Genomic DNA, 24509 nt, shown 5'->3' on the forward strand with positions numbered 1-24509 from the left:
TCCTGTTCACAATACTGGACTCCGGAAAGGCCGGAGGACTGGAAGCGTTGGAGCTGGGCTTGCCAGTACGCCAGACGCCCATCTTGACCTGGATTCATCGTGTTCTCCCATGCAATCTGTTGCTGATGGGCTGAGTGTCCGGGATTACGTGGGGCGCTGAAAGGAGGGGGATTTAGAAGCGCTTACGCTCACCAATTTTTAGCAAAAATACCTTAGCCCCAAAAAATATTAGAATTCGCTTAGGTACATTAGAGACTGACATTATCGAGAAACCAATAGGGCATATTTTATAGGCTCAAAAGCAAATTGGGAAGATATTGAAGGTAAACTACCCCAATATAAAGAATATGAACCAAGTAGAAAATAAATTAATAATCACAAGCGGAGAGTATATATTTATATCAGCGGCTATTTAATTTTCAGGGTCTTAACAATCCTTCGTTCTAATTCAATAAAAGATCAAGAATTGGTGGATGCCTAATCATTCATGGTTTTAACAATTTACCGTGCCAACCCAACAAAAGATCAAGAATTGGTGATAGCCCAATGGTTCATGAGTCTGACAATGCGCCGTGCCAAACCCAACAAGCCAAGAATTGGTGTCACCCAATTTTTCAGGGCTTTAACGATTCGAGACGCCAACCCAATGCACAAAATAGAAGATAATTTTAATAGTTTCAAATAATTGGCTAACAATTATGTCGACGACGGACGCGGTGACAGCCCGCGACTCCGAACAATTTACTCCCCGCCGCGCCCGTCACACATGACGATAGCGCAGAACCGCTCGCGCGGTCCTGCGCTATCGCGTCGGAGTTGAGCTTCGCTCGCCCGGTTTGATAACCGCCGCGCTCCGCGCTCTGGCTATCAACCCGTTCGAGTGGACGCATTTGCGCCCGCGAGCGACTCCCCCCGGGAGTCACTTCGCAGCCACAAACGCGCCACTCAACTTCGACGCGTTGGCGTATTTCAAGATAGATTTCCCTCCGCACAAACCAATTGAAAAATATAAATTTGAAGACAATAGGCACACACATATGCTACCGTTACCGATATGAAGCCTATCAACTGGAATCCGACCAAAAATCAGACACTGATCGAAGAGCGGGATATTTCGTTTGAAGATGTGATATTTTCTCTACAATCAGGAGGTTTGCTAGATGACATGGCTCATCCCAACAAAGAAAAATTTTCCCATCAACGGATATTCGTTGTAGCCATTGATGAATATGCCTACTTGGTTCCATACGTTGAGAATGATGAAGAAATATTCTTAAAGACAATCATCCCAAGTAGAAAAGCAACCAAGCATTACCTTGGAGATAAAGATGAAAGAATATAAATTAGACACAGAAGAACAGAACATCTTGGACGCTTTCGATGCTGATGAGTTTCGGTCAGATATGACCTCCTCTCGTCGGGAGTCTATTAAAAAATCTGCGGTTCACGCATCAAAAAAGGATAAAAGAATAAATATAAGAATATCAAGTCGTGATCTGGCTGTTCTTCAAAGAAGAGCCTTAACAGAGGGTATGCCTTACCAAACACTGTTATCAAGCATTCTACACAAATATGCTTCAGGCACTCTTTACGATGTTACGGCAAATAAATAGCCAACAATTTATTCGACGACGGACGCGGTGACAGCCCGCGATTCTTAATTTCTACTCCCCGCCGCGCCCGTCAATTCAGACGTTGGCCGCGTTAAAAACAAAGCCGCATCACAAGATTTAAAGACCGAATAAAGATGTTTTCATCATGCGCTAACGCGGGAAATAAAGTGCCAGATTCCAGAGCCGAAGAATTGGCCTCCCCGTTCGCTGATGCTCTGACAGGCCGTGCCACGTTCGCCGTGCCAGCCCAAAAAAATCGTGCGCTGATGCGTGACAGATCGTGCCAGACTGACAGGCTAAAAATAGAACGGTTGCACTTCGCTACAACAAAAGTGGTTCTATTCATTTACCAAAAATTGGCCTCCCCGTTCGCTGATGCTCTGACAGGCCGTGCCGCGTTCGCCGTGCCAGCCCACAAAAATCGTGCGCTGATGCGTGATAGATCGTGCCAGACTGACAGCCTAAAAATAGAACGGTTGCACTTCGCTACAACAAAATGGGTTCTGTTCATTTGCCAAAAATTGGCCTCCCCGTTCGCTGATGCTCTGACAGGCCGTGCCACGTTCGCCGTGCCAACCCACAAAAATTGATCCGGCCCAGCACCTCCGGACACAGCAAGAAGTGAGTACACTGTAAGCGCCGTTAAATCGCCCTACTTGCCCTTGTCAAAAAAAGGGACTTTTTTCGCACATTTCTCCAGCGGCACATTCCATGGCAGGAGGGCCTCCCATTTTTCCAGGGTGTCGGCCTGGGCGATATGCTCCAGCAGATAGCGGATATAGGCATACGGTTCGAGGCCGTTGGCCTTGGCGGTTTCAATCAGGGAATAACAGGCGGCGCTGGCGCGCGCGCCATGCGGGGTGTCGGCAAACAGCCAGGCTTTGCGGCCCACGGCAAAGGGGCGGATGGCGTTCTCCGCCAGCACATTGCTGATATGCAGGTCGCCGCGTTGGCAGTAGCCACTCAGGTATTCCCACTGGTTGAGGCAGTATTCCATCGCCTTGCGGGTGAGGCCGCCTTTCATCACCTTGCCGACCTGCGTTTCCAGCCAGGTTTTCAGTTCGTTGAGCAGGGGCACGCTCAACTGCTGGCGCAGGCGGTATTTCTCCGCCGTGTCCAGGCCCTTGATGTTGTCCTCGATGCGGTAGAGCCTGCGGATCATGCCCAGGGCAATATCCGCCAGGGTGGGTTTGCCACGGGCCTGTTTGCCGCCCGCCGCCTTGACGGCCTCCACGAACTTGCGGCGGGCATGGTCCCAGCAGCCAATGCGGGTGATGGCGTTGTTGCGGCACACGGCGGCGTAACCGGAATAGCCGTCGGCCTGGAAAATGCCGTGGAAGTCCATCAGTAGGCGTTCGGGACGCTCCCGCCCGGCTGGGGTCGTATTCAAACAAGACCGCCACCTGGTTCGGCGGGCCGCCCCGCACCACCCACATCCATTTGTCGGCCTGGGCGGTTTTGCCGTCCTCCTTCAGCACCTGGATGCGGGTTTCATCGCCTTGCAGGTAAGCGCCGCTGTTCTGGGTTTCGCGCAGCAGGTTGAGCAGGGGTTTGAAGCTGTCCTCCAGACGGATGATCCAGTGGGCCATGCTGCTGCGGCTGAGTTCCGCGCCGTGGCGTTTGAAAATGCCCTCCAGGCGGTACAGGGGCAGGCCATCGGCGTATTTGGCGATGATGACCTGCGTCAGCAGGTTGAGGCTGGCATGGCATTTGCCCAACGGATGGGGCGGACGGGCGGCGGCGACCAGCGTTGGCCCGCCATCTGCCGTTGCCGGGGCGGGATCCTGGCTGGCCCCGGCGGCAAACACGGCTTTTCCTGCCAGTATTCCAGCACCACCAGTTGCGCCGGGATGTAGTCCAGCTCTTCCTTGACCTTGGTGAAAACGTGCGGGTCGCCCCGGCTTTTCCGCATCACCCAACAACAGCTCCACCCGTTGGCGCTTCAGCCCGGGCGGGAAGCCGCGCTGGCGTTGGCTGGGGCGGGGCCTGGCGGGTTCCGCCTCCGGCAGTCGTCCGGCGATGTCCTCCAGCGCGGTTGCCAACTCGGCTTCATCAAACAGGTCAATCTGGAAGGGGAGCTTTTCAGACTGGGCGCTAAACCGCTGTATTTTGGCCAGGCGCAGCATTTCTTCCAGGAGCTGGATATGGTGGTCACGCTGTTTCAGGACGGCGGCAAATTCCGCCTCTTGCTGCGCCAGCAACTGGCGCAGGCGGGCAGCGTCCAGGTCGCTATGGGATGTGGTTTTGGGGGCTGGCGGCGGTGCTAAATCCATGGGTTAAATGATAACAAAATCATCAGGATAAGTCGCTAAAACAGCGCCCCGTAGCACAACTTTTATGCCCTTTGAGCAGGCTGATGTCATAACCGTCCAGCAGCCAGTTGATCTGCTGGGCCGTCAGCGCCATCACCCCGCCATCCCCCGTTTGCGGCCAATGGAACTTCTCTTCCGCCAGGGCTTTGTAATACAGCACAAAGCCATTGTCTTCCCAATACAGGCATTTGATTTTCGTGCGCTGGCGGTTGGTGAAGGCGTACAGCGCCCCGGCAAACGGGTCGTGGCCCAATTCCTGCGCCACGATCGCCGCCAGCCCCTGGGCGGCCTTGCGGAAATCAATGGGCGGGCGGTAAAGGTAAATGTCCGGCATCTCCCCGGCGGGGCGGAAATAACGGGCCATTACAACTGCCCCAGCAACCGGCGCAGCAAGGCCACATTGCCGGGGTGGATATTCCTGATCACCAGGCCATTCGGCAGGGACAGCTCCAGGCCATCGCCCGTCCGGGCGTCTGTCCCCGGCTGCGCCGGGCGGACAGTCACGAAACCGGAAGGCTCTGGCAATACCGGGCGTTTGCCATCCCCGGGCGGCTTGCCCGCCGTACCGCATAATTTGCGCCGCCAGTAGACAAAGCCGTGGTAACTCAACTGTTCCTGTTCACAATACTGGACTCCGGAAAGGCCGGAGGACTGGAAGCGTTGGAGCTGGGCTTGCCAGTACGCCAGACGCCCATCTTGACCTGGATTCATCGTGTTCTCCCATGCAATCTGTTGCTGATGGGCTGAGTGTCCGGGATTACGTGGGGCGCTGAAAGGAGGGGGATTTAGAAGCGCTTACGCTTAATCCCTACGATAAGGCCAAACTATTGGCTTGTGGGGTGGCTATAGATTCGACAGCCAAGGGCGGTAGCGTTTCCAAATAACCCAAAACAAAATAATAGGATAACAAGTCATATATGGTCTCCACAGTCAACCCTTTCCGGCAAAGATCCAATAAAAACCCTCAAGGCGCAGTTCCTGTGCCTTTTGGTGCAACAGCCTATGCTGATTTCTTTGCCTGAAACGCCGGTATTGTCAAGGAGGAGTCCCGCAGGGAAGCTCCTTGACAATGCCGGTGTGTAAGGCATCCTGCTGGCGGGCTGTTGTCTTCGTCATGTGTCTTTCCTCTGTATTGCGGGTGACGGTTTTGCTTAGGGACAGGCATTGAACAGACCAAACTGCATTCGTATATCCGGCTTCTTTACGCGGGGCGCATTGCCCCAGAGCCATCATGGAAACCGCGTAGCAGGTGCCTATCGTTCGACCGGGCTTGGATTGCGCCACTCTCGTTACCGGCTTTTCCTGCTACTGGTTTAACCTGTCAAACCATGAACGTACTGTCGTCAACGCAAGGTCAGGGAGAGGAAAACGGGGTATCAGGCTGGGCAATACCCCGCTTGGTAAGGTTTGCCGCTTTTCCAGCACGCCCACACGGTCCGCGCCAGTTTGTTGGCCAGTGCGACAGCGGTTTTGTTATGCCCGCTGCGCTGCTCCAGTTTGACCGCCCATTCCTGCAAGCGGCCAAGGGGTTTGCCGGATTTCGCCTGCCGCTTGGCAGCCACCAAAGCCGACCGCGCCCCGTGGACCAGCAAGGTACGCAAGTAGGTGTTGCCTTGTTTGGTGATGCTGCCCAGGAAACGGCGGTTGCCACTGCTGCTTTCGCGTGGGGTGATCCCCAGCCATGAGGCAAATTGGCGGGCGGACTGGAACTGTTCGGCTTTGCCGACCGCCGCGACCAGGGCAGTGCTGGTCAGCAACCCAATGCCGGGGATGGTTTGCAGGTTGGCAACCGTTTCATTCTGGCGGGTGGCATGGATGAGCTGCTGTTCCAGTCCTGCCATATGGGTTTCCAGCGTTTCCAGTTCCTGCATCAACGGGCGCAGCATGTACAAGGTGAGTGAGGACAACTGCCCCACATGAAGGTTGGCTTCCCGCAAGGCTTCGCGGTCACTGGCAGGCAACGGGATGCCCTGTTCGCGGAACACGCCGCGCAGGAAATTCATCCGTGCCACCTTGGTGCGTTTCCATTGTTCACGCAAGCGGTGCATCTGTTGCAGTTCCTGCTGCCCGATGCTTTTGATGGCCACCGGCTTGATCCCTTCACAGCGGTACGCTTCCAGCAGGGCTTCGCAATCGGTACGGTCGGTCTTGTTGCGGCGGCGGTAGGGGCGGACATATTGTGCGGGCAGCAACAGGGCTTCGTGTCCCCATTCACGGAATAACCTGCCCCAATGGTGGGCACTGCCGCAGGCTTCCATCACCAGCAGGGCTGGCTCTTGTTCATGGATAAACTGACGGAAAGCGTCGCGGTCAAGCCGCCGCCGCTGGGTGATGCGGTATTGTGGGGTGGCAATCGCCAACTCGAAAACAGAAGTGGCAAGGTCGATGGTGATAATGGTATTTTTCATGCTTGGTCTCCATGGTTTTCAGCGTTTAACAGTGGCACTATGATGCCGTGCTGGGGCTGTGGAGACCATTCCATCATTCGACGACGGACGGCGTGACAGCCCGCGATCCTTACTTTCTACTCCCCGCGCCGCCCGTCAATTCAGACGTTGGCTTCTTCTATAACCATCATCCACTAACAAACTTAAAAGGTTTAATTATGCTTAAGAATTTATTTATCATTTCAATGGCGACAATCGTATCAGGCTGCGTGACTACATACGTAAAAAAAGATAATCCATCAATGGTTGCATCTGAAGGTGATATATCTAAATGTAAAGTTGAAGCTTATGAAAAAGCTCCTCCTAAAATTCAAACACAAGATAATAGCTTAGCTGTATTAGGCTATATGATGAAAAATCCTCAAAGTTCTACAACATCCACATCATGTTATGGTGCGGGTAGTTATGCAAATTGCACAACAAATAAGAATAACTCAGGATACAATCCACCACCTCAAACTATAGAGAAAGACTTAAATGAGTCTTTACGTGATGACTTATTTAAAGTGTGCATGGATAAATCAGGGTATACACCCAAAAAATAAAACAATTGGTGCGCCGCACTGATGCGCGGGAACTGCCCTACCGCGAATCCATCTTGACAATCTGCATGATGTACATACAATGTAACTATGATGCAGTTCGAGTGGGATACTAAAAAATCAGCAGCCAACCTGAAAAAGCATGGCATCTCCTTTGAGGAGGCGCGGTCAGTTTTCTATGATGAGTTTGCTGTTCAATTTTACGATGATGATCATTCTGATGATGAAGATCGTTTTTTAATGCTTGGCTTGAGCTGCGAATCCAAAATATTGCTCGTTTGTCATTGTGAGCGTGATGCTGGTCAAACCATCAGAATCATCTCCGCCCGCAAAGCCACTAAGAATGAGCGTAAGCTTTACAAAGGTAGCGCGTTATGAAAGCAGAATATGATTTGTCAAAAATGAAACCCCGTAAAAACCCCTACGCTTCAAAATTAAAGAAATCAGTCACTATACGCTTAGGTGAAGATGTCGTTGATTATTTCAAAGACATGGCTGAAGAGTCGGGCGTTCCTTATCAAAGCCTGATCAACCTTTATCTGCGTGATTGTGTCCGACAACACCGCAAAGTTGATATTTCGTGGATGTCAAATCAGGCTTAAAAATTAAGAGCCAACAAGTTGCTCGACGACGGACGCGGTGACAGCCCGCGATTTTTAACAGCTTACTCCCCGCCGCGCCCGTCAATTGAGACGTTGGCTTTTCGTGAGCCGATAGTTTTCAACTGATTAGGCGAGCAAAAAGATAAAGAATTCGTAGTCGCGCTGGTGCGCGGAAAATATTTTTCCAAGCCCCAATCAAAGATTAAGAACTGGTGGTTGCCCAATCTTTCAGGGTTCGATAATGTGCCGTGCCGATTCAATCAAAGATAAAAAACTTGGTGCTTTCCCGATCTTTCAGGGCTTCAAGGATTCGCCGTGCTAGCCAGACCAGAGATAAAGAATTGGTAGTTGAGCGATCTTTAAGGGTTTTGGCAATGCGCCGTGCCAGCCTGATCAAAGATAAAGAATTGGCGGTTGGCCGATCTTTCATGGCTTTCACGATATGCCGAGCCAATCCGATCAAAGATAAAGAACTGGTGGCTGCCGAATATTTCAGAGTATTCCAGAATGTGCCGCGCCAACCCAACGAAAGATAAAGAATTGGTGGCTGCCCAATCTTTCAGGGCTTTCACGATAATGCGGAGACAGCCCAGAGAAAGATAAAGAATTGGTGGTTGACCAATCTTTCAGGGCTTCCACGATTTGCCGTGCCACCCTGATCAAAGATCAAGAATGGGTGGTTCCCGATCTTTCAGGGCTTTCATGATAGGTTGTGCCAGCCTGTGAATAGAGATCAAGAACTGGTGGTTCGCCGATCTTTCGAGGCTTTCAGGATATGGAATGCTAGGCCGATCAATGGGCGAGAGCGGGATTACGAGATTGTCATACTCTAGGACTTACGCATTGACGAAGCAGCCCTGTCTGTGTCAGGAATAAGTTTTTCACGCGACATAAAAGCCAATGATAAGAAGGCCCAAACGCCCACCGACAGCCAATTGCACCCTGCCAATGTACATGGGGTTTCTGATGAGTGAACCGAAATCAAGCACCTGCACCCGCCTGTCGGAAGTGATGGGCATCTCGCATGACAGTGTAAACCGCTTCCTGTTGCGGGAAGCCTATGAGCCAAAAGACCTGTTCAACGAAGCATCGCGGCTGCTGAACCTGGTGGGCGGGACATTGAATGTGGATGACAGTACGCTGGACAAACCCTACAGCCAGCATATGGAGCTGGTTGGACACTTCTGGTCAGGCAAGCACCACCGGGTGGTCAAGGGGCTGAACCTGATCACGTTGTATTACAGTGACCCGCAAGGGCGCAGCCTGCCGGTCAACTACCGGGTGTATGACAAGGCAGAGGGCAAGACCAAGAATGATTATTTCCTCGACATGCTGGAGGACGTGTTGGCATGGGGGCTGCAACCCGCCTTCATGACCGGGGATAGCTGGTATTCCTGTGTGGGCAACCTCAAAACGGTAAGAAACCACCGCATGGGGTTCCTGTTCGCTGTGGAAAGCAACCGCCGGGTATCCACCGAAAAGGGGTCATGGGTGCAGGTACAGAAACTGGACATCCCTGCTGACGGGCTGAGGGTCTGGTTACGCGAATTTGGCGAGGTAAAGCTGTTTCGGACGCAGTTAAAAGACCAACTGCGCCATTACGTGGTTTTCCTCCCGAATGCTGACGCCTATGACACCTTCCAGCAAGCGGATTTCCAGACCCTGCATGACCAGCATTGGCAGATTGAGCAATACCACCGCATGATCAAGCAGGTCTGCCATATCGAGAAATTCCAGGTACGCGGCAACGTCCCGATACGTAACCATATCTTTGCCGCCTTGTGCAGCTATGTCCACCTGCAACAGATGCAGTTTGTTGACATCATCAGCAACGCCTACCAATGGCAACGCGACTTGTACACGGATGCTGTGGCTGCTTTTGTCAGCCGCTTCATGCAAGGCAAGCAGCACCTCAACCCACAATTTCAGGCCGCCGTCAATGCGTAAGTCCTATATGAGTAAGTGGTTGTTCCGGTGGGTTGGGCTGGTTTTCTTGTCTGCCTGCGCCCCGCAATATGAAACCCGCTACGAACTCACCCCGCCTACCAGCACCGCAGGTCTGGCCTGCCTCAACCGCTGCCAGACGCAAACGCAAGCCTGTAACCAGCAATGCAGCCAGCAATACGCCCAATGTGGCGTGCAGGCCGGGCAACAGGCAAAGCTGGCTTTACCCGGCCAGTTGAAAGACTACGACAGCAAACTGAATGTCTGGCAAAATGACATGGAACGCTACGAATCCGACCTGCGCTTTTACGAAATGGAAGTGCGCCAGCGCGAAGTGCTTGCCGACCTGAACCGGTTTGCTTGCGACCGTGATGGCAAGGATTCGGCAAGCTGCGTGCGCCATCCCTCCCGCCTGCACAGTTCCTGGCTGTATGAACCGCGCAGCCCCGGCTCGCCACCCTCCCGCCCGACCCTGGAAAGCGAAACCGCCCGCATCCGCAACCTGAGTTGCTCCCAGGATTGCAAATGTGACGGACAATACCGCCAGTGCTACGCCAGTTGCGGCGGCACGGTCAAGCCTTACCAGTTCTGCACGGATAATTGCCCGACACGTCAGTGATAATCACCCATTTACTGAGCAATCTGCTGGTAATCTGCCAGCAGGCTTTGTATGCTTCGCTCCTTTGATAATCAATCAGTAAGCCCGTGAGTGCCATGCAGGAACAGTACCACCACAAGTCGCTGGAAACCGAAGTCCAGCAATTCTGGGAACAAAACCGTACTTTTGAAGTGACCGAGGATCCGGACAAGGAAAAGTATTACTGCCTTTCCATGTTCCCGTACCCTAGCGGCGTCCTGCACATGGGGCATGTGCGCAATTACACCATCGGTGACGTCATAGCCCGCTTCCAGCGGATGCGCGGCAAGAATGTGCTGCAACCGATGGGTTGGGATGCATTCGGCCTGCCTGCCGAAAATGCTGCCATCAAGAACAACACGGCTCCGGCGGCGTGGACTTACAAGAACATCGACTACATGCGCGGCCAACTCAAATCCATGGGCTTGGGTATTGACTGGTCACGTGAAATCGCTACCTGCAAACCTGAGTATTACCGCTGGGAACAGTGGTTTTTCACCCAGTTGTACGAAAAAGGGCTGGTGTACCGCAAAAAGTCTACCGTCAACTGGGATCCGGTCGACCAGACAGTGCTGGCCAACGAGCAGGTGATCGACGGGCGTGGCTGGCGTTCTGGCGCACTGATCGAGCAGCGTGAAATTGACCAGTGGTTTCTGAGGATTACCGCCTATGCTGATGAATTGCTGGAAGAGATTGGCAAACTGCCAGGCTGGCCGCAACAAGTCCGCACCATGCAGGAAAACTGGATAGGGCGTTCCGAAGGTGTGGAACTCGAATTCGGCCTAGCCGGTTCCGACAGCAAGCTGACGGTTTTCACCACCCGCCCCGATACCCTGATGGGTGTGACCTACGTGGCGGTCGCCGCACAGCATCCGTTGGCGCTGAAAGCGGCGCAAAACAACCCGGAACTGGCGGCTTTCATCGACGAATGCAAGCAGGTTAAGGTGGCCGAAGCCGACATGGCGACCATGGAAAAGAAAGGCATGGCGACCGGCGAAATGGCTATTCATCCAGTTACAGGTGATACCGTGCCGGTGATGGTGGCCAATTTCGTGCTAATGTCTTACGGCTCCGGCGCGGTGATGGCTGTGCCTGCGCATGACCAGCGCGACTGGGAATTTGCCCAGGTTTACGGCTTGCCCGTCATTCAGGTCATTGCCCCAGCAGATGGCAGCGATATTGACCTGACTGCCGCTGCTTTCACCGACAAAGGTGTACTGGTCAATTCCGGTGACTTTACCGGTCTGACTTCCGTTGAAGCATTTGAAGCCATCGCCAACTGGTTGACAGAAAAGGGCAAAGGCCGCCGCCGGGTGAATTTCCGCCTGCGTGACTGGGGCGTATCCCGCCAGCGTTACTGGGGCTGCCCGATCCCGGTTATTTACTGCGATGACTGTGGCGCAGTGCCGGTTCCAGAGCAGGATTTGCCAGTGGTATTGCCGGAAGATGTGGCGTTCGACGAAACCGGTGGTTCCCCGATCAAAAAGATGCCGGAGTTCTACCAGACGACTTGCCCAACTTGTGGCAAGCCGGCCACCCGCGAAACAGATACTTTCGACACATTTTTCGAGTCATCTTGGTACTATGCCCGTTATACCTGCCCGAATTACAGCGAGGGGATGCTGAACCCACAGGCGGCCAACTACTGGTTGCCGGTTGACCAGTATATTGGCGGGATCGAACACGCCATCCTGCACCTACTGTATTCGCGTTTCTTTCACAAGCTGATGCGCGACAACGGGCTGGTGGATTCGGATGAGCCTTTCACCAACCTGCTGACCCAGGGCATGGTACTGGCCGAAACCTTCTACCGTGAGAAACCGGCGGGCGGCCAGGAATGGTTCCAGCCGACTGCGGTGAGTGTGGAGCGTGATGACAAGGGTCGCGTGACCGGCGCAACCCTGCTGGCGGACGGCCAACCGGTGATTCCGGGGGGCGTCACCAAAATGTCCAAATCCAAGAACAACGGCGTCGACCCACAGGAAATGATCGAGCGTTATGGCGCGGATACCCTGCGGCTGTTCTCCATGTTCGCCGCCCCGCCAGACCAGAGCATGGAATGGTCAGATTCTGGTGTGGAAGGCGCGCAACGTTTTCTGCGCCGTTTGTGGAAACAAGTATTTGACCACGTTTCTTCAGGCGTTACCGAAACTATGGAGGCCGGTAAACTGGACGACGCCCAACAAGCATTACGCCGCAAGGTTCACCAGACTGTGCAGAAAGTTGGTGATGACATGGCGCGCCGCCATACCTTCAACACCGCAGTCGCCGCCAACATGGAGCTGCTCAACGACATCGCCCGTTTTGCGGACGAAAGCACCCAAGGACGTGCAGTGCGGCAGGAGGCGCTGGAAATGGCAGTGCTGATGCTGGCTCCCATTACCCCGCACATCTGCCACGCGCTGTGGCAGGCATTGGGACATGACGAAGACGCCATTATTGATACCCTTTGGCCAGAAGTGGACGAAAGTGCCCTGGTACAAAACACGTTGGAACTGATCGTGCAGGTCAACGGCAAGGTGCGCGGCAAGGTACAAGTCAGCGCAACCGCCAGTGAGGACGACACCAAGGCGTTAGCACTGGCAAACGAAAACGTACAGAAATTCCTTGATGGCGTGAACGTACAAAAAGTCATCGTCGTCAAGGGGCGTCTGGTCAATATCGTGGCAAACTGATGAAAAAGCTGCTGCTCATCCTCAACGTGCTGGTCTGGCTGACTGCCTGCGGCGGCGAACCCTTTCACCTGCGCGGCGAAAAGCCGTTGCCTGCGGTGTTAAGCCAAGGCGTTTATCTGGCAGGCATCGACCCGCGCAGTGATTTCGGTATTGCCTTGCGTGACGGGTTGGAGGACGCCGGAGCCGAGATCAAGCAGGATGAGCAAGCCGCAGCAACCACCCTCACTATCCTCAAACTGGATGAAAGCCGTTCGGTATCCGGTTATTCCTCTACCCGGCAGGTGCGCGAGTTCAACCACTTCGTCAACGTCAATTTCAGGGTCAAGGCTCGTGGCATGGCGGAAGGGGTGGAGCGTTCCGTGAATGCAGAACGTTCTCAGGTATACGACGGCAAATACGTGCTTGGCACGGCGGAGGAAGAAGCCGTGATCAAGGAAGACTTGCGCCGGGAAGCTGTGCGGTTGATCCTGCTGCGTTTGCAGGCAGTTAAGCCTTGATCCGTTGCTGAACGATTTTCGCCAGCGCTGACGAATCCAGATCCCCATCCCCCTGATCCACCAACGCCTGCATGTAGTCGGCGGCACGGTGCGTGCCCGGCATGTTCAAGCCGAATGACGCAATCGTATCAGTGACGATGTGCATGTCCTTGTTGTGCAGTTTGGCCATGAAGCCGGGCTGGTAGTTTTCATCCAGAATCCGTTGCCCGTGCAGTTCCAATACCCGCGAATAAGCGAAACCGCCCAATAAGGCTGCCCGTACCTTGGCAGGGTCTACGCCCGCTGCTTTGGCCATTTCCAGTGCTTCGGTAACAGCCACAATGGTCTGCGCTGCAATTAACTGGTTGCAGGCTTTGGTCAATTGGCCTGCGCCGTGGCCGCCGATGTGGGTGATGGTTTTGCCCATGGTTTCGAGGGCAGGGCGGGCATATTCCAGATCGTCTGCGCTGCCGCCAACCATGATGGTGAGGGTTCCGGCAATTGCGCCGACATCGCCGCCGGAGACGGGGGCATCGAGGAAGCAGATGCCTTTTTCTGCCAGTTTCGCCGCGATTTCACGGGTGGTGACTGGGGAAATGGTACTCATGTCGATCACCAGCAGGCCGGGTTTTGCGCCTTCGATTACGCCGTTTTCACCCAAGAGTACGGCTTCCACATCCGGCGTGTCGGAAACCATCGAGATCACGATGTCGGCGTTGGCGGCGAGTTCCGCAGGGCTGGCGTAGAAGGCGGCTCCAAGGTCGGTGAGTTCCTGCGCGGATTCGGGGCGGCGAGCGTAAACAGCCAGTGGGAAACCGGCTTGCAACAGGTTTTTGCACATGGGGTTGCCCATGATGCCAGGGCCGATCCAGCCGATGGTGGGTTTAGTGGTTTGCATAAGCTTGCCTTGTTTTGCTACTTCTTGAGATGTCCGGAATTACTGGGATGGATCAGCCCCCTCCTTTGACTGAATCCTGTCCTCCTTCCCGGACAGCAGGTTGCGGATGTTGGACTGATGCCGCCAGAAAATCAGCACTGCCATGAATAGTACCCCCAAGGTAGGCCAGATATGTTGTGTGATGAACCAGAAATACAGGGGTGAAAGCGCAGTGGCAATTAATGCAGCAAGCGAGGAAATCTTGAAGCCTTTCGCCATTAGCAGCCAAGTCGCCACAAACGCCAAACCCGCATAGACATTGACGCCTAGGAACACGCCGATCGCCGTTGCGACGCCCTTGCCCCCCTTGAAGCGGTAGTAAAGCGGGTAAAGATGCCCCAGAAAGGCTGCGATGCCAATCAGGATCAACCAGTTATAGTTCAGGTCAAACAGCCTGCCGACCAGCACAGGGATCAGCCCCTTGAGCAAATCCCCCACCAGGGTGATAGCTGCCGCCTTCTTGCCGCCATGCCGCAATACATTGGTCGCACCGGGGTTGTTGGAGCCTATGGTGCGCGGGTCGGGCAGCCCCATCAGCTTGCAGGTGATGATGGCAGTGGAAATGGAGCCGAGCAGGTAGGCAAGCACAATCAGCAAGTATGGCATGGCGTTATCCGTGGTCAAAGGTCGATTATTGTAAAACCGTAATGCTAGCAGAGAAGCACAGTCCGTTGACATACAGTTTGCCAGTGTCAGCCCTGAGTATGGCCTGATGGCGAGCCAGCCTATCTGTGCTACAGTACGCCGCCATCAACGATACAAGACTTGGGCGGGGAACCAAATGACTGAAACAAAACCAAAAGCGGCGGCAAAACCGGCGGCAGAAGTACACATGAACACTGATCACGGGCTTGACGCAGCGCTGGAACAGATTCAGGAAGAAACCAGTAAGCACACCCGGCAGCAGCAGAAAATTATGCAGCAGCTGGCGCATGACATTGAAGCAACCTTCGGGCGTATCCAGCAAAACATCCAGAATCGCGAGCAAGTACAGCATCAAGTTACCGAGGAATTGCTCAACAGCATCCGTGCGCGATTCTCGGCTTATGACGAACAGCGCGAACACATCCTGGAAACCATGACCCAGCGTGAGCACGCGCAAAACACCATTACCCAGGAACTGCTGGAAAACATCAGCAAGCGCTTCGCCCTCCAGGAAGAGCAGCGTGAAAGCATCCTGCAAGGGCTGCGCAGCGCGTTCGAGCAGATCCAGCTTGATAACCAGGAGCGCGATTCACACCACGACTCCATGCTGGAAGCGTTGGCACAGCGGATGCGCGACATGAACCAAGAAATGCAGAACAGTAGTCAGGCGCGTGACCAAAGCCAGGAAAAAATGCTCCATTCGCTGACCGGCCATTTGAAGCTGATGCAGGAAGAGATGCGCCAGGAACAGCGCGAGCATGAAACCCTGATCAAGGCCGAGCGCGAACACCACGAGCGCAACTACCGGCGTGTCCGCTGGCTGGCCTTGCCCGGCATGGTGCTGGCTGGGCTGGCCGTGTTCTATATGGTGCACATCGTCAACGTCATGGAAGATGCGATGGGGTCAATGAGTGGTGACATGAAGGCCATCAAGGGAACCATGCAGGGCATGTCCACCAATATGGATCAGATCACCGCCTACACCGGCGACATGTCACAATCCGTCGGTAGTATGCAGCCGATGGCGGCGGACATGAAAACCATGAGTCAGGACATGGCCAACATGACGCAAAACGTGCAGGGGCTACACGACAGCACGCAGCAGATGAACCAGAACGTGGCCTACATGGGGCAGGATGTGAACCATATGAGCAGGCAGGTTGCCCCGACCATGAAGGGGATGCGGGCCATGATGCCTTGGGAATGGAAGTAACAGAAGGGGAGTATTGATTGCAGCACCTTTATTCACATACTGTTGGCAAAGGCAGGCCGCTGGTGCTTCTGCATGGCTGGGGAATGAACAGCCGCGTGTGGGGGCCTGTCCTGTCCGAGCTGGAAAAGCTTGCCCGGGTCACCTGCATCGACCTGCCGGGGCACGGCAACAACAGCCATTTGCCGCTTGGCTTGCTGGAAACCGCCATCGACCAACTTGCCGGTCACATTCCGCAAGACGCGATCATGATGGGCTGGTCGCTGGGCGGCCTGATTGCGCAAGGTCTGGCGCATGCCCTGCCGGACAAGGTTGCCGGTCTGGCCATGATTGCCAGCACCCCCAAATTCGTGGCGGAAGGCGGCTGGCAGCACGGTGTTAGCCCTGAGTTGCTCGCCACTTTCGGCAATAACCTGCAAGTTGACTATATGGGAACGGTACGGCGCTTTTTCGCCCTGCAATTTCTCAATACCAAAACCGATAGCCGTATGGTCAACGTCCTGCGGGAAACCATCATGGAACAGCCTGCCAGTATCAGCGCGCTGGAAGATGGCCTCAACATCTTACGTACTGCCGATTTTTCGCAGATGCCAGTCAAACAGCCCAGCCTGTGGATGCTGGGGAAGCTCGACAAGCTGATTCCGGTGTCGTTGGCTGACGCGCTGCCCGGTATGGGGTATGGGCATATCGCACTGATCAATAGCGCAGCACATGTGCCTTTCGTGACTCACCCGGCGATTTTCATGGGGCATGTTGGAGCATTTCTGAAAACATTCTGATGAGGTTGTGCTGGCTTATGCCATCAGTGTATAATCGCCGCCTTTTTAGCAACCCTTAAATCTGGAGCCTAGGCGAATGTCTCTGAGTGCAGAAGAAAAGGCTGGTGTTGTCGCGCAATACCGCCAATCAGATACAGATACCGGGTCCCCGGAGGTGCAGGTTGCGCTGCTGACAGCGCGTATCAAGCATCTGGCGGACCATTTTGCAAACCACAAACATGACCATCATTCCCGTCGCGGTATGCTGGCCATGGTAAACCAGCGCCGCAAGCTGCTGGATTACCTCAAGCGCAAGGATTTGGGCCGTTACCAAGCCCTGATCAGCAGCCTCGGCCTGCGTCGCTAATCCGATACAAGCCAGACAAAACACCGCCTTTGTGCGGTGTTTTGTTATATAGATTTTGATTTTTTAAAGTAAGTTCGTCACGCAGTAAGGTTGTTGAAAAGGGTTTTGCCATCAACCTTCGTCAAAATTCTTCTCAACAGCCTGCCCGTGACACCCCACAAAATCCAATGAATCCTTATAAGGAAAAGAAACGTAATGGCTAAAATTACCAAAACATTCCAGTACGGTAACAACACCGTCACTATCGAAACCGGCGAAATCGCCAAACAGGCCAGTGCTGCTGTTATCGTCAATATGGACGATACCTGCGTACTGGTCACCGTCGTAGGCCAGAAAAACGCGGTTGAAGGCCGTGATTTCTTCCCGATGACTGTTGATTATCAGGAAAAATTCTATGCAGCAGGTCGCATTCCCGGCGGTTTCTTCAAGCGTGAAACCCGCGCAACTGAAGAAGAAACGCTGGTTGCACGCCTGATCGACCGCCCGCTGCGCCCGCTGTTTCCGGATGGCTTCACCAACGAAGTTCAGGTTATCGCCATGGTTGTTTCCATGAACCCCGAAGTTCCGGCTGACATTCCGGCCATGATCGGTGCATCCGCTGCGATGGCGCTGTCCGGTATGCCTTTCCAAGGCCCTATCGGTGCTGCCCGTGTTGGCTACCGTAATGGTGAATACCTGTTGAACCCTTCCAAAGCTGACCTGGCCACTTCCGGTCTCGATTTGGTGATTGCCGGTACTGATGCAGCTGTACTGATGGTTGAATCCGAAGCGAAAGAACTGAGCGAAGATGTGATGCTGGGCTCTGTCATTTTCGGTCACGACCAGATGCAGGTTGTTATCAACGCGATTAACGAACTGACCAAGGAAGCTGGCACTGTTGCATGGGACTGGTCTGCACCAGAAGCCAATACTGCATTGCAGGCAGCCGTTGCTGGCGAGTGCGAAGCGCCTCTGACCGAAGCGTTCCAGATTGCTGACAAGCAACAGCGTTATGGCCGTATCGACGAAGTGCTGGTTGCTGCGGTGGAAAAACTGACCGCGAAAGAAGGCGAAGAAGGCTTCTCCGCTGACGACATCAAGGGCGAGTTCAAGAACGTTGAGAAGAAAATCGTGCGCGGCAGCATCCTCGACGGCAAGCCACGTATCGATGGTCGTGCACTGGATATGGTTCGCCCGATTACTGTCCGTCTGGGCGTGCTGCCACGCGCACACGGTTCCGCGCTGTTCACCCGTGGCGAAACCCAGGCGCTGGTTGTTACCACGCTGGGTACTGAGCGCGATGCACAGGTTATCGACGCAATTACCGGCGAATACAAGGATAACTTCCTGTTCAACTACAACTTCCCACCGTACTCTGTGGGTGAAGTTGGCCGTTTCGGCGCGCCAAAGCGTCGTGAAATCGGCCATGGCCGTCTGGCCAAACGTGGTGTGAAAGCCATGGTGCCGAACACGGATGATTTTCCGTACACCATCCGCTGCGTCTCCGAAATCACCGAATCCAACGGTTCCAGCTCCATGGCTAGCGTGTGCGGTAGTTCCCTGGCGATGATGGACGCAGGCGTTCCCTTGAAAGCGCCGGTTGCGGGTATCGCGATGGGTCTGATCAAGGAAGGCGACCGTTTCGCAGTTCTGTCCGACATTCTCGGTGATGAAGACCACCTCGGCGACATGGACTTCAAGGTAGCCGGTTCCTCCGAAGGCATCACCGCGCTGCAAATGGACATCAAAATCAACGGCATCACCAAGGAAATCATGCAGCAGGCACTGACCCAGGCGAAAGCGGGCCGTCTGCATATCCTCGGCGAAATGGCCAAAGGCATCGAAGCGCCACGTGACGAGATTTCCCAGTACGCGCCACGTTACGTCACCATGAAGATCAACCCGGAAAAAATCCGCGAAGTGATTGGCAAGGGTGGCGAAACCATCCGTGGTATTACCGAGAAGACCGGTTGCAGCATCGACATTAACGACGAAGGTTTTATCAAGATTGCGGCAGTTGATGCCAAGGCTGCTTACGAAGCGCGTGCCATCATTGAATCCATCACTGCCGAGGTGGAACTGAACAAGGTTTACGAAGGCAAGGTTGCACGCATCATGGACTTCGGCGCATTCGTCACCATCCTGCCGGGCAAGGACGGTCTGCTGCACATTTCCCAGATCAGCAACGAGCGTGTTGAGAACGTAACCGACCACCTGAACGTGGGTGACACTGTGCGCGTCAAAGTTATCGAGATTGACCGTCAGGGGCGTCTGCGTCTGAGCGCGAAAGCCATCGCTGAAGGCGAATAATCCGCACTTCCATCCTGCAAACCTTTCTTCCCTTGCTGGAGGAAGGGTTTTTAAATCAGTGGCTAATGCGTGATGTCTAAAGTTAATTGTAAGAACAGTTCACGTATCACCTTCTACATCCCCGGCTTGTTCCAGCCCCTAGGGTTGTGGTGTAAAGACTTTGCTTTTCAGCCAGTGGCAGAAAACCTGTTACGCCTGAGCGCAAATGCCGGTGTGGAAAACCTACCCGTGACCGGTCTGGAAAATACCTTGTTCCACTGTGCCGGGCATCCTGCTGACACCGAGCTTCCCTTTGCCCGCTACCGTTACCAACTGGATTTTGGCGCATTGCCACGGCAGCCATTGATGTGCGCTGACCCGGTTTTCCTGCAAAGCGGTATTGACCAGGTATTGCTGCACCCGGAATTACCGCTAATCTCACCGCAGGAGCTGGGGGAATTGCTGGCTCTGTTAAACCGCCATCTGGCCGAAGACGGTTTGCAGCTGGAGGCGCAGCACCCACAACGCTGGTATTTGCTGGGTGAAAGGGTAAATGACCCTACATTACGTACTACACCTCTTTCCCAGGTGCTGGGGCAGGGTATCTTCCAGCTACTACCGCAAGGTAACAAGCGCTACTGGCATTGCCTGCTGAACGAAATCCAGATGCTCCTGCACACCAGCGGCATCCCAGCCGTCAACGGCCTCTGGCTGTGGGGAGCCTCCAGCCCATTTTCACTCCCACCTTTGCAAAAGGGGGGGCAGGGGGGATTTCTCGGCCCATCCGTCACCGCCCAAACCTTGTCAATAGCGACTGATACCGCCCATCAACCCGTCAGCAAATGGGCGGAATGCACATTCGGTTCTGGCGAATACCAGATCATCCTCGACGATTTGCTAATCCCCTCGGTCAGCGATAACCCCCAGGCATGGCAACAGGCTGTCGATAAGCTGGAAAAAGACTGGTTTGCGCCCGCGCTTTCCACCATGAAAAGCGGCCAGTTTACTGTCAGCCTGACAGCCTGCGACGGGCGAATCTTTTATGCTGAACCGGCATCCGCCTGGAAATTCTGGCAAAAGCGATCTGCGGGCTGGGAACAGCTTATTTGATACTGGTAACAATGCTCTCGAAGCTACCGTCGTGCAATGTGGTGGAAACCGTTTCACCCAACCGGAGAGGAGTGGTGTTGCGTAAGACCTGCCCGGTTTGCGCATGGTGCACGATACTGTAGCCGCGTTCCAGCGTGCCCAAAGGACTCAATGCGTGTAACTGGCCTGCCTGCATCTGCAAACGGCGTCGGGCTTTTTCCAGTTGTTGCTGTATGTGCACGGCAAGCGTCTGACGGTTACGGGCAAGTTGTTCCTGCTGCTGGCGGATTTGCCGGGCAGGCGACTGGTTCCGCAGGCGGGTTTGCAGGTTGGCAAACCGCTCCTGCTGTTGTTGCAAGCGGCGGGTAAGGGCAGTACGTAGCCGCATGTCCAGTTCATCCAGTCGTTGGACTTTTTGTTGTAAGCGATTGGTAGGGCGCTGGTTCTCCAGCCGCTGTTGCAGACGGCGCAGTTGTTCGCCCACCAGTTGCAGCCTGCGCGCCTGGCTGCGTTGCAGTTGCAGGTACAGCCGCCGCAAATGGGTTTGGAGGGCAAGCATGTCGGGGCTGACCAGTTCGGCAGCGGCGGAGGGGGTAGGCGCGCGCACGTCGGCGACGAAATCGGCAATGGTGAAGTCAATTTCATGCCCCACGCCGCTGATGATAGGTGTTGTGCAAGCATAAACCGCCTGGGCGACGGATTCCTCGTTGAACGGCCACAGGTCTTCGATGGGGCCGCCACCGCGTGCCAGGATCAACACATCACAACGCTTATCATCGTCAGCCTGACGGACGGCCTTGACGATTTGCTCCTTCGCGCCATCACCTTGCACCAGCACCGGGTAGATGAGGACGGGAATCTGCGGGCAACGGCGTTTCAGCACATTGAGGATGTCACGAATGGCAGCCCCGGTGGGAGAGGTGATCACGCCAATGCAGCGCGGAAACGGGGGCAGGGGGAGCTTGTGTTCCGTAGCAAATAGGCCTTGCGCCTGTAACTTGCGCTTGAGTTCCTCAAACTGGCGTTGCAATGCGCCTTCGCCCACGTCTTCCATGTGTTCGATGATGAACTGGTATTCGCCACGCGGTTCATACAGCCCGACCTTGCCGCGCACCATGACTTTCAGGCCGTTGCGTGGCTGGAGTTTCAGGGATATGGCGCGGTTGCGGAACATGGCGCAGCGTACTTGTGCGCCAGCATCCTTCAGGCTGAAATAGAGATGGCCGGAAGCGGCACGCACGAAGTTGGAGATTTCACCTTCCACCCACAAGGTAGGGAAACCCTGCGCCAGCAGTTGGCCGACTTCGTTGTTGAGCTGGGAAACGCTGAGAATGGTTCGTTCGGTTTGCATGGGGGGAACATAGCAAAAAAGCCGGTACATTGTCCGGCTTTTCTGGGGTCTGCAAGAGACGGATTTAGAAGCGTGGGGCGGCGGTTTTGGCTGCTTCAGCCTGTTCCTGGGCAGCCTTGCCAGCAGCTGCAACTTTCTTGAAGATTTTCATGGCGTCTTCATCTTTACCGTCATTGGCGGCCTTGACGCCTGCTTCCAGCTGTTGTGATGCTGTCATATCACCCCAGAACCATCCAAAACCTTTCGGGACAGCGGCGTTTTCTTTCTCGGCAGCCTCATAGGCTGCTTTGAGTTCATCTGATGCGCCATCCTTGAGGGCGACCTTCTCTTCTTTTTTCTCCTCCTTCTTGCCTTCAGCAGGCTTGCTGTCGGCTGCTTTTGCTTCTGCCGGTTTCGCGTCGTCAGCTTTCTTGTCGTCTGCTGCAAATGCGACCGAAACCAAAAGGGACAGCGCCAGGCTTGTAAACAACGCTTTGAGTTTCATTTAACCTCCTCCGGTTATGTTAATGCGCTTTGAAAAAGTAAAACCTGAACGTCGGAAAACACATAAATATCAGTTTCCCGAAAACCGGTCAAACACTATTTTCGCAGTTCGGAGGTTGGTTTTTAAGTTATTGTTTATATTTGTTTTTCATTAATAAAAAGCCGGGAGATACCCGGCTTTCCCGGCTATTATGCAGTGGGGGAGCTTAGAAGCGTGGGCCTGCGCTTTTGCCTGCCTCGGCTTGCTTCACGCCATTTTCGGCAGCAGTCTTGACTTCAGCAGCCAGGTTTTTGGCCTTGTCATTATCACCGCCGTTCGCAGCCTTGATTGCGTCTTCGAGCTGTTTACCGCTGTCACGCCATGCAAAACCGGTTGGGACGTCACTGTTTGCTTTCTGGGCAGCTTCAATCGCTGCTTTTACTTCAGCGTCAACGCCATCTTTCAGGGTAGCTTTATCAGCAGCAAATGCGGAAGTGGCAATAGACAGAGCCAGCGCAGTGAACAGTGTTTTTAATTTCATCAACGGGTTCCTCCTCTCCGTAAAATTATATCAATGAGATAAATCAAATAATTGAATTATCACGGGTCTATTGATAGCAGTTTACCGGCTTGAGGTCAAACCTTATAATGAGTCGCTTCTTTTCAAAGACCGGACAAAAGCCCCATGCGTATCCTTCAGGAAGCCCTTACCTTTGACGATGTCCTTCTGGTGCCAGCACACTCCAGCGTACTGCCAGCGGACGCCAACCTCCAATCCCGTCTGACCCGTGACATCACCCTCAACATCCCCTTGCTGTCGGCAGCGATGGATACGGTAACGGAAGCCCGTTTGGCCATTGCACTGGCTCAGGAAGGCGGCATGGGCATCATCCACAAGAACATGAGCATCCAGGCACAGGCCGATCAGGTGCGCATGGTGAAAAAATACGAAAGTGGCATTATCAAGGATCCCTTCACCGTCAGCCCGACCACGACCATCCGCGAAGTGCTGGCCTTGACCCGCGCGCATAATATTTCCGGCGTACCCGTCGTGGAAGGTGAAGATCTGGTGGGCATCGTCACCGGGCGCGACCTGCGCTTTGAAATCCATCTGGATGAGCCGGTCAGTACCATCATGACCCCGAAAGAGCGGCTGGTAACGGTGGAAGAGGGCGCAAGCAAAGGGCAAATCCGCAAACTGTTGCACAAACACCGGATTGAAAAGGTATTGGTGATCAATGACAAATTCCAGTTGCGTGGCCTGATCACGGTCAAGGATATTCAGAAATCCACCGATTTCCCGAATGCCTGCAAGGATGATCAAGGCCGTTTGCGCGTTGGTGCGGCGGTCGGTGTGGGTTATGGCACGGAAGACCGGGTGCGCGCGCTGGTGGAAGCGGGGGTTGACGTAGTGGTGGTCGATACCGCGCATGGGCATTCCCAGGGCGTTATGGATCGCGTCAAATGGGTGAAAGACAACTTCCCGCAGGTGCAGGTGATCGGCGGCAATATCGCCACAGGCGAAGCAGCGCTGGATCTGGTCAAGATGGGCGCGGATGCGGTTAAGGTTGGCATTGGCCCCGGTTCCATCTGCACCACCCGTATCGTGGCTGGCGTGGGCGTCCCGCAGATTTCCGCTGTCATGAATGTGGCGAAAGCGCTGGAAGGCACGGGCGTCCCGCTCATTGCTGACGGTGGCATCCGTTATTCCGGCGACATTTCCAAGGCAATTGCTGCTGGGGCGCATACCGTGATGCTGGGCGGCATGTTCGCTGGTACTGAGGAAGCACCGGGTGAAGTCGAGTTGTTCCAGGGGCGTTCCTACAAGTCTTACCGGGGCATGGGTTCCCTGGGTGCGATGGCGAAAGGCTCCAGTGACCGTTACTTCCAGGAAGGCTCCGAAAACGCAGCCGATAAGCTGGTGCCGGAAGGTATCGAAGGCCGTGTGCCGTATAAAGGGCCGCTGGCTCCGATTATCCACCAGATGATGGGGGGCTTGCGTTCCAGCATGGGTTATGTCGGGTGTAAGGATTTGGAAGAAATGCGTACCAAGCCGCAGTTCGTGCGCATTTCCAGCGCTGGTATGCGTGAGTCCCACGTGCATGACGTAACCATTACCAAAGAATCACCAAACTATCGAGTGTAGTTGTTTACCCCCCTACCCCCAGCCCCT

Annotated in this window: 25 protein-coding genes and 1 pseudogene; 17 read left to right on the forward strand and 9 right to left on the reverse strand. The window is 54.4% G+C overall.

Annotation, left to right across the window (positions count from 1 at the left end):
* Positions 1-487: 487 nt before the first annotated feature.
* From THINI_RS24845 to THINI_RS00385, 3 genes are all read left to right on the forward strand, one after another.
* Complete coding sequence (locus THINI_RS24845) at positions 488-685, forward strand: hypothetical protein (protein ID WP_154724307.1); 198 nt, start codon at positions 488-490, stop codon at positions 683-685.
* 369 nt (positions 686-1054) lie between these two features.
* Complete coding sequence (locus THINI_RS00380) at positions 1055-1342, forward strand: BrnT family toxin (RefSeq protein ID WP_002706632.1); 288 nt, start codon at positions 1055-1057, stop codon at positions 1340-1342.
* Positions 1329-1613, forward strand: a complete 285-nt coding sequence (locus tag THINI_RS00385; protein WP_002706634.1) for a hypothetical protein — start codon at positions 1329-1331, stop codon at positions 1611-1613. Before THINI_RS00380 ends, THINI_RS00385 begins: the two co-directional genes overlap by 14 nt.
* A 652-nt stretch (positions 1614-2265) precedes the next feature.
* Here the strand turns inward: THINI_RS00385 and tnpC are convergent.
* The 4 genes and pseudogenes from tnpC to THINI_RS00410 form a co-directional block, all read right to left on the reverse strand.
* Positions 2266-3886, reverse strand: a pseudogene (gene tnpC, locus THINI_RS00395) (IS66 family transposase).
* Between the two features lie 22 nt (positions 3887-3908).
* Complete coding sequence (tnpB, locus tag THINI_RS25520) at positions 3909-4289, reverse strand: IS66 family insertion sequence element accessory protein TnpB (RefSeq protein WP_002706636.1); 381 nt, start codon at positions 4287-4289, stop codon at positions 3909-3911.
* Positions 4289-4636 carry an IS66 family insertion sequence element accessory protein TnpA gene (gene tnpA / locus THINI_RS25525; RefSeq protein WP_002706643.1) on the reverse strand — a complete coding sequence of 116 codons (348 nt, stop codon included), beginning with the start codon at positions 4634-4636 and terminating at the stop codon, positions 4289-4291. Before tnpA ends, tnpB begins: the two co-directional genes overlap by 1 nt.
* Positions 4637-5301: 665 nt before the next feature.
* Entirely contained in the window at positions 5302-6333 is a 1032-nt protein-coding gene (locus tag THINI_RS00410) for an IS110 family RNA-guided transposase (RefSeq protein WP_002706646.1), read from the reverse strand.
* A 92-nt stretch (positions 6334-6425) separates the two neighbouring features.
* On the opposite strand from THINI_RS00410, the gene THINI_RS24855 reads away from it, so the two are divergent.
* From THINI_RS24855 to THINI_RS00440, 8 genes are all read left to right on the forward strand, one after another.
* Positions 6426-6917: a hypothetical protein gene (locus THINI_RS24855; RefSeq protein WP_154724309.1), complete on the forward strand. Its 492-nt coding sequence runs from the start codon at positions 6426-6428 to the stop codon at positions 6915-6917.
* Positions 6918-7004: 87 nt separating this feature from the next.
* On the forward strand, positions 7005-7292 hold the full coding sequence (locus tag THINI_RS00415; protein WP_002706649.1) for a BrnT family toxin: 288 nt from the start codon (positions 7005-7007) through the stop codon (positions 7290-7292).
* Positions 7289-7516, forward strand: a complete 228-nt coding sequence (locus THINI_RS00420) for a BrnA antitoxin family protein (RefSeq protein WP_002706651.1) — start codon at positions 7289-7291, stop codon at positions 7514-7516. Before THINI_RS00415 ends, THINI_RS00420 begins: the two co-directional genes overlap by 4 nt.
* A gap of 248 nt (positions 7517-7764) precedes the next feature.
* Positions 7765-8052, forward strand: a complete 288-nt coding sequence (locus tag THINI_RS24860; protein WP_154724310.1) for a hypothetical protein — start codon at positions 7765-7767, stop codon at positions 8050-8052.
* 367 nt (positions 8053-8419) lie between these two features.
* Entirely contained in the window at positions 8420-9463 is a 1044-nt protein-coding gene (locus tag THINI_RS00425) for an IS701 family transposase (RefSeq protein WP_081485941.1), read from the forward strand.
* A gap of 7 nt (positions 9464-9470) precedes the next feature.
* Complete coding sequence (locus THINI_RS00430) at positions 9471-10079, forward strand: hypothetical protein (protein ID WP_154724311.1); 609 nt, start codon at positions 9471-9473, stop codon at positions 10077-10079.
* A gap of 95 nt (positions 10080-10174) precedes the next feature.
* Positions 10175-12772 carry a leucine--tRNA ligase gene (gene leuS, locus THINI_RS00435; RefSeq protein WP_002706656.1) on the forward strand — a complete coding sequence of 866 codons (2598 nt, stop codon included), beginning with the start codon at positions 10175-10177 and terminating at the stop codon, positions 12770-12772.
* On the forward strand, positions 12772-13269 hold the full coding sequence (locus THINI_RS00440; protein WP_002706657.1) for an LPS-assembly lipoprotein LptE: 498 nt from the start codon (positions 12772-12774) through the stop codon (positions 13267-13269). Before leuS ends, THINI_RS00440 begins: the two co-directional genes overlap by 1 nt.
* Here THINI_RS00440 and THINI_RS00445 read toward each other — a convergent pair.
* Together THINI_RS00445 and plsY are read right to left on the reverse strand one after the other, a co-directional pair.
* On the reverse strand, positions 13259-14146 hold the full coding sequence (locus THINI_RS00445) for an NAD(P)-dependent oxidoreductase (RefSeq protein WP_002706658.1): 888 nt from the start codon (positions 14144-14146) through the stop codon (positions 13259-13261). The two genes, THINI_RS00440 and THINI_RS00445, sit on opposite strands and share 11 nt — an antisense overlap.
* Before the next feature lie 39 nt (positions 14147-14185).
* A complete protein-coding gene (gene plsY / locus THINI_RS00450) occupies positions 14186-14791 on the reverse strand; it encodes a glycerol-3-phosphate 1-O-acyltransferase PlsY (RefSeq protein ID WP_002706659.1) in 606 nt (201 codons plus the stop codon).
* 175 nt (positions 14792-14966) lie between these two features.
* Here plsY and THINI_RS00455 point away from each other — a divergent pair, with 175 nt between their 5' ends.
* The 5 genes from THINI_RS00455 to THINI_RS22985 all read left to right on the forward strand — a co-directional run bounded on the left by THINI_RS00455 (position 14967) and on the right by THINI_RS22985 (position 20543).
* The gene (locus tag THINI_RS00455; protein ID WP_002706660.1) at positions 14967-16043 is read left to right on the forward strand and encodes a hypothetical protein; all 1077 of its coding nucleotides are present in this window, start codon (positions 14967-14969) and stop codon (positions 16041-16043) included.
* Between the two features lie 17 nt (positions 16044-16060).
* A complete protein-coding gene (locus THINI_RS00460; RefSeq protein WP_002706661.1) occupies positions 16061-16819 on the forward strand; it encodes an alpha/beta fold hydrolase in 759 nt (252 codons plus the stop codon).
* A 76-nt stretch (positions 16820-16895) separates the two neighbouring features.
* Entirely contained in the window at positions 16896-17165 is a 270-nt protein-coding gene (gene rpsO / locus THINI_RS00465; protein WP_002706662.1) for a 30S ribosomal protein S15, read from the forward strand.
* 195 nt (positions 17166-17360) lie between these two features.
* Positions 17361-19454, forward strand: coding sequence for a polyribonucleotide nucleotidyltransferase (gene pnp, locus THINI_RS00470; protein ID WP_002706663.1), 2094 nt, complete (start codon positions 17361-17363; stop codon positions 19452-19454).
* Positions 19455-19526: 72 nt separating this feature from the next.
* Complete coding sequence (locus tag THINI_RS22985) at positions 19527-20543, forward strand: hypothetical protein (RefSeq protein ID WP_002706666.1); 1017 nt, start codon at positions 19527-19529, stop codon at positions 20541-20543.
* Here the strand turns inward: THINI_RS22985 and xseA are convergent.
* The 3 genes from xseA to THINI_RS00490 all read right to left on the reverse strand — a co-directional run bounded on the left by xseA (position 20536) and on the right by THINI_RS00490 (position 22877).
* The gene (gene xseA / locus THINI_RS00480) at positions 20536-21873 is read right to left on the reverse strand and encodes an exodeoxyribonuclease VII large subunit (RefSeq protein WP_002706667.1); all 1338 of its coding nucleotides are present in this window, start codon (positions 21871-21873) and stop codon (positions 20536-20538) included. The two genes, THINI_RS22985 and xseA, sit on opposite strands and share 8 nt — an antisense overlap.
* A 64-nt stretch (positions 21874-21937) precedes the next feature.
* Complete coding sequence (locus THINI_RS00485) at positions 21938-22357, reverse strand: hypothetical protein (RefSeq protein ID WP_002706669.1); 420 nt, start codon at positions 22355-22357, stop codon at positions 21938-21940.
* A 205-nt stretch (positions 22358-22562) separates the two neighbouring features.
* Complete coding sequence (locus tag THINI_RS00490) at positions 22563-22877, reverse strand: hypothetical protein (protein ID WP_002706671.1); 315 nt, start codon at positions 22875-22877, stop codon at positions 22563-22565.
* Between the two features lie 144 nt (positions 22878-23021).
* On the opposite strand from THINI_RS00490, the gene guaB reads away from it, so the two are divergent.
* A complete protein-coding gene (guaB, locus tag THINI_RS00495) occupies positions 23022-24482 on the forward strand; it encodes an IMP dehydrogenase (protein ID WP_002706673.1) in 1461 nt (486 codons plus the stop codon).
* Positions 24483-24509 lie beyond the last annotated feature (27 nt).

Origin of the sequence: Thiothrix nivea DSM 5205 (assembly GCF_000260135.1) — a bacterium.
In the GTDB taxonomy this organism is placed as follows: domain Bacteria; phylum Pseudomonadota; class Gammaproteobacteria; order Thiotrichales; family Thiotrichaceae; genus Thiothrix; species Thiothrix nivea.

What these genes read in the sequence shown, in the direction of transcription:
- THINI_RS00420 (WP_002706651.1), top strand. Translation starts at nt 7,289, where the DNA reads ATGAAAGCAGAATATGATTTGTCAAAAATGAAACCCCGTAAAAACCCC.
- THINI_RS00440 (WP_002706657.1), top strand. Translation starts at nt 12,772, where the DNA reads ATGAAAAAGCTGCTGCTCATCCTCAACGTGCTGGTCTGGCTGACTGCC.
- plsY (WP_002706659.1), bottom strand. Translation starts at nt 14,791, where the DNA reads ATGCCATACTTGCTGATTGTGCTTGCCTACCTGCTCGGCTCCATTTCC.
- THINI_RS00490 (WP_002706671.1), bottom strand. Translation starts at nt 22,877, where the DNA reads ATGAAATTAAAAACACTGTTCACTGCGCTGGCTCTGTCTATTGCCACT.
- THINI_RS00485 (WP_002706669.1), bottom strand. Translation starts at nt 22,357, where the DNA reads ATGAAACTCAAAGCGTTGTTTACAAGCCTGGCGCTGTCCCTTTTGGTT.
- THINI_RS00455 (WP_002706660.1), top strand. Translation starts at nt 14,967, where the DNA reads ATGACTGAAACAAAACCAAAAGCGGCGGCAAAACCGGCGGCAGAAGTA.
- THINI_RS22985 (WP_002706666.1), top strand. Translation starts at nt 19,527, where the DNA reads ATGTCTAAAGTTAATTGTAAGAACAGTTCACGTATCACCTTCTACATC.
- THINI_RS24845 (WP_154724307.1), top strand. Translation starts at nt 488, where the DNA reads ATGGTTTTAACAATTTACCGTGCCAACCCAACAAAAGATCAAGAATTG.
- tnpA (WP_002706643.1), bottom strand. Translation starts at nt 4,636, where the DNA reads ATGAATCCAGGTCAAGATGGGCGTCTGGCGTACTGGCAAGCCCAGCTC.
- guaB (WP_002706673.1), top strand. Translation starts at nt 23,022, where the DNA reads ATGCGTATCCTTCAGGAAGCCCTTACCTTTGACGATGTCCTTCTGGTG.
- THINI_RS00415 (WP_002706649.1), top strand. Translation starts at nt 7,005, where the DNA reads ATGATGCAGTTCGAGTGGGATACTAAAAAATCAGCAGCCAACCTGAAA.
- rpsO (WP_002706662.1), top strand. Translation starts at nt 16,896, where the DNA reads ATGTCTCTGAGTGCAGAAGAAAAGGCTGGTGTTGTCGCGCAATACCGC.
- THINI_RS00380 (WP_002706632.1), top strand. Translation starts at nt 1,055, where the DNA reads ATGAAGCCTATCAACTGGAATCCGACCAAAAATCAGACACTGATCGAA.
- THINI_RS00445 (WP_002706658.1), bottom strand. Translation starts at nt 14,146, where the DNA reads ATGCAAACCACTAAACCCACCATCGGCTGGATCGGCCCTGGCATCATG.
- xseA (WP_002706667.1), bottom strand. Translation starts at nt 21,873, where the DNA reads ATGCAAACCGAACGAACCATTCTCAGCGTTTCCCAGCTCAACAACGAA.
- THINI_RS00410 (WP_002706646.1), bottom strand. Translation starts at nt 6,333, where the DNA reads ATGAAAAATACCATTATCACCATCGACCTTGCCACTTCTGTTTTCGAG.
- THINI_RS00430 (WP_154724311.1), top strand. Translation starts at nt 9,471, where the DNA reads ATGAGTAAGTGGTTGTTCCGGTGGGTTGGGCTGGTTTTCTTGTCTGCC.
- tnpB (WP_002706636.1), bottom strand. Translation starts at nt 4,289, where the DNA reads ATGGCCCGTTATTTCCGCCCCGCCGGGGAGATGCCGGACATTTACCTT.
- pnp (WP_002706663.1), top strand. Translation starts at nt 17,361, where the DNA reads ATGGCTAAAATTACCAAAACATTCCAGTACGGTAACAACACCGTCACT.
- THINI_RS00385 (WP_002706634.1), top strand. Translation starts at nt 1,329, where the DNA reads ATGAAAGAATATAAATTAGACACAGAAGAACAGAACATCTTGGACGCT.
- leuS (WP_002706656.1), top strand. Translation starts at nt 10,175, where the DNA reads ATGCAGGAACAGTACCACCACAAGTCGCTGGAAACCGAAGTCCAGCAA.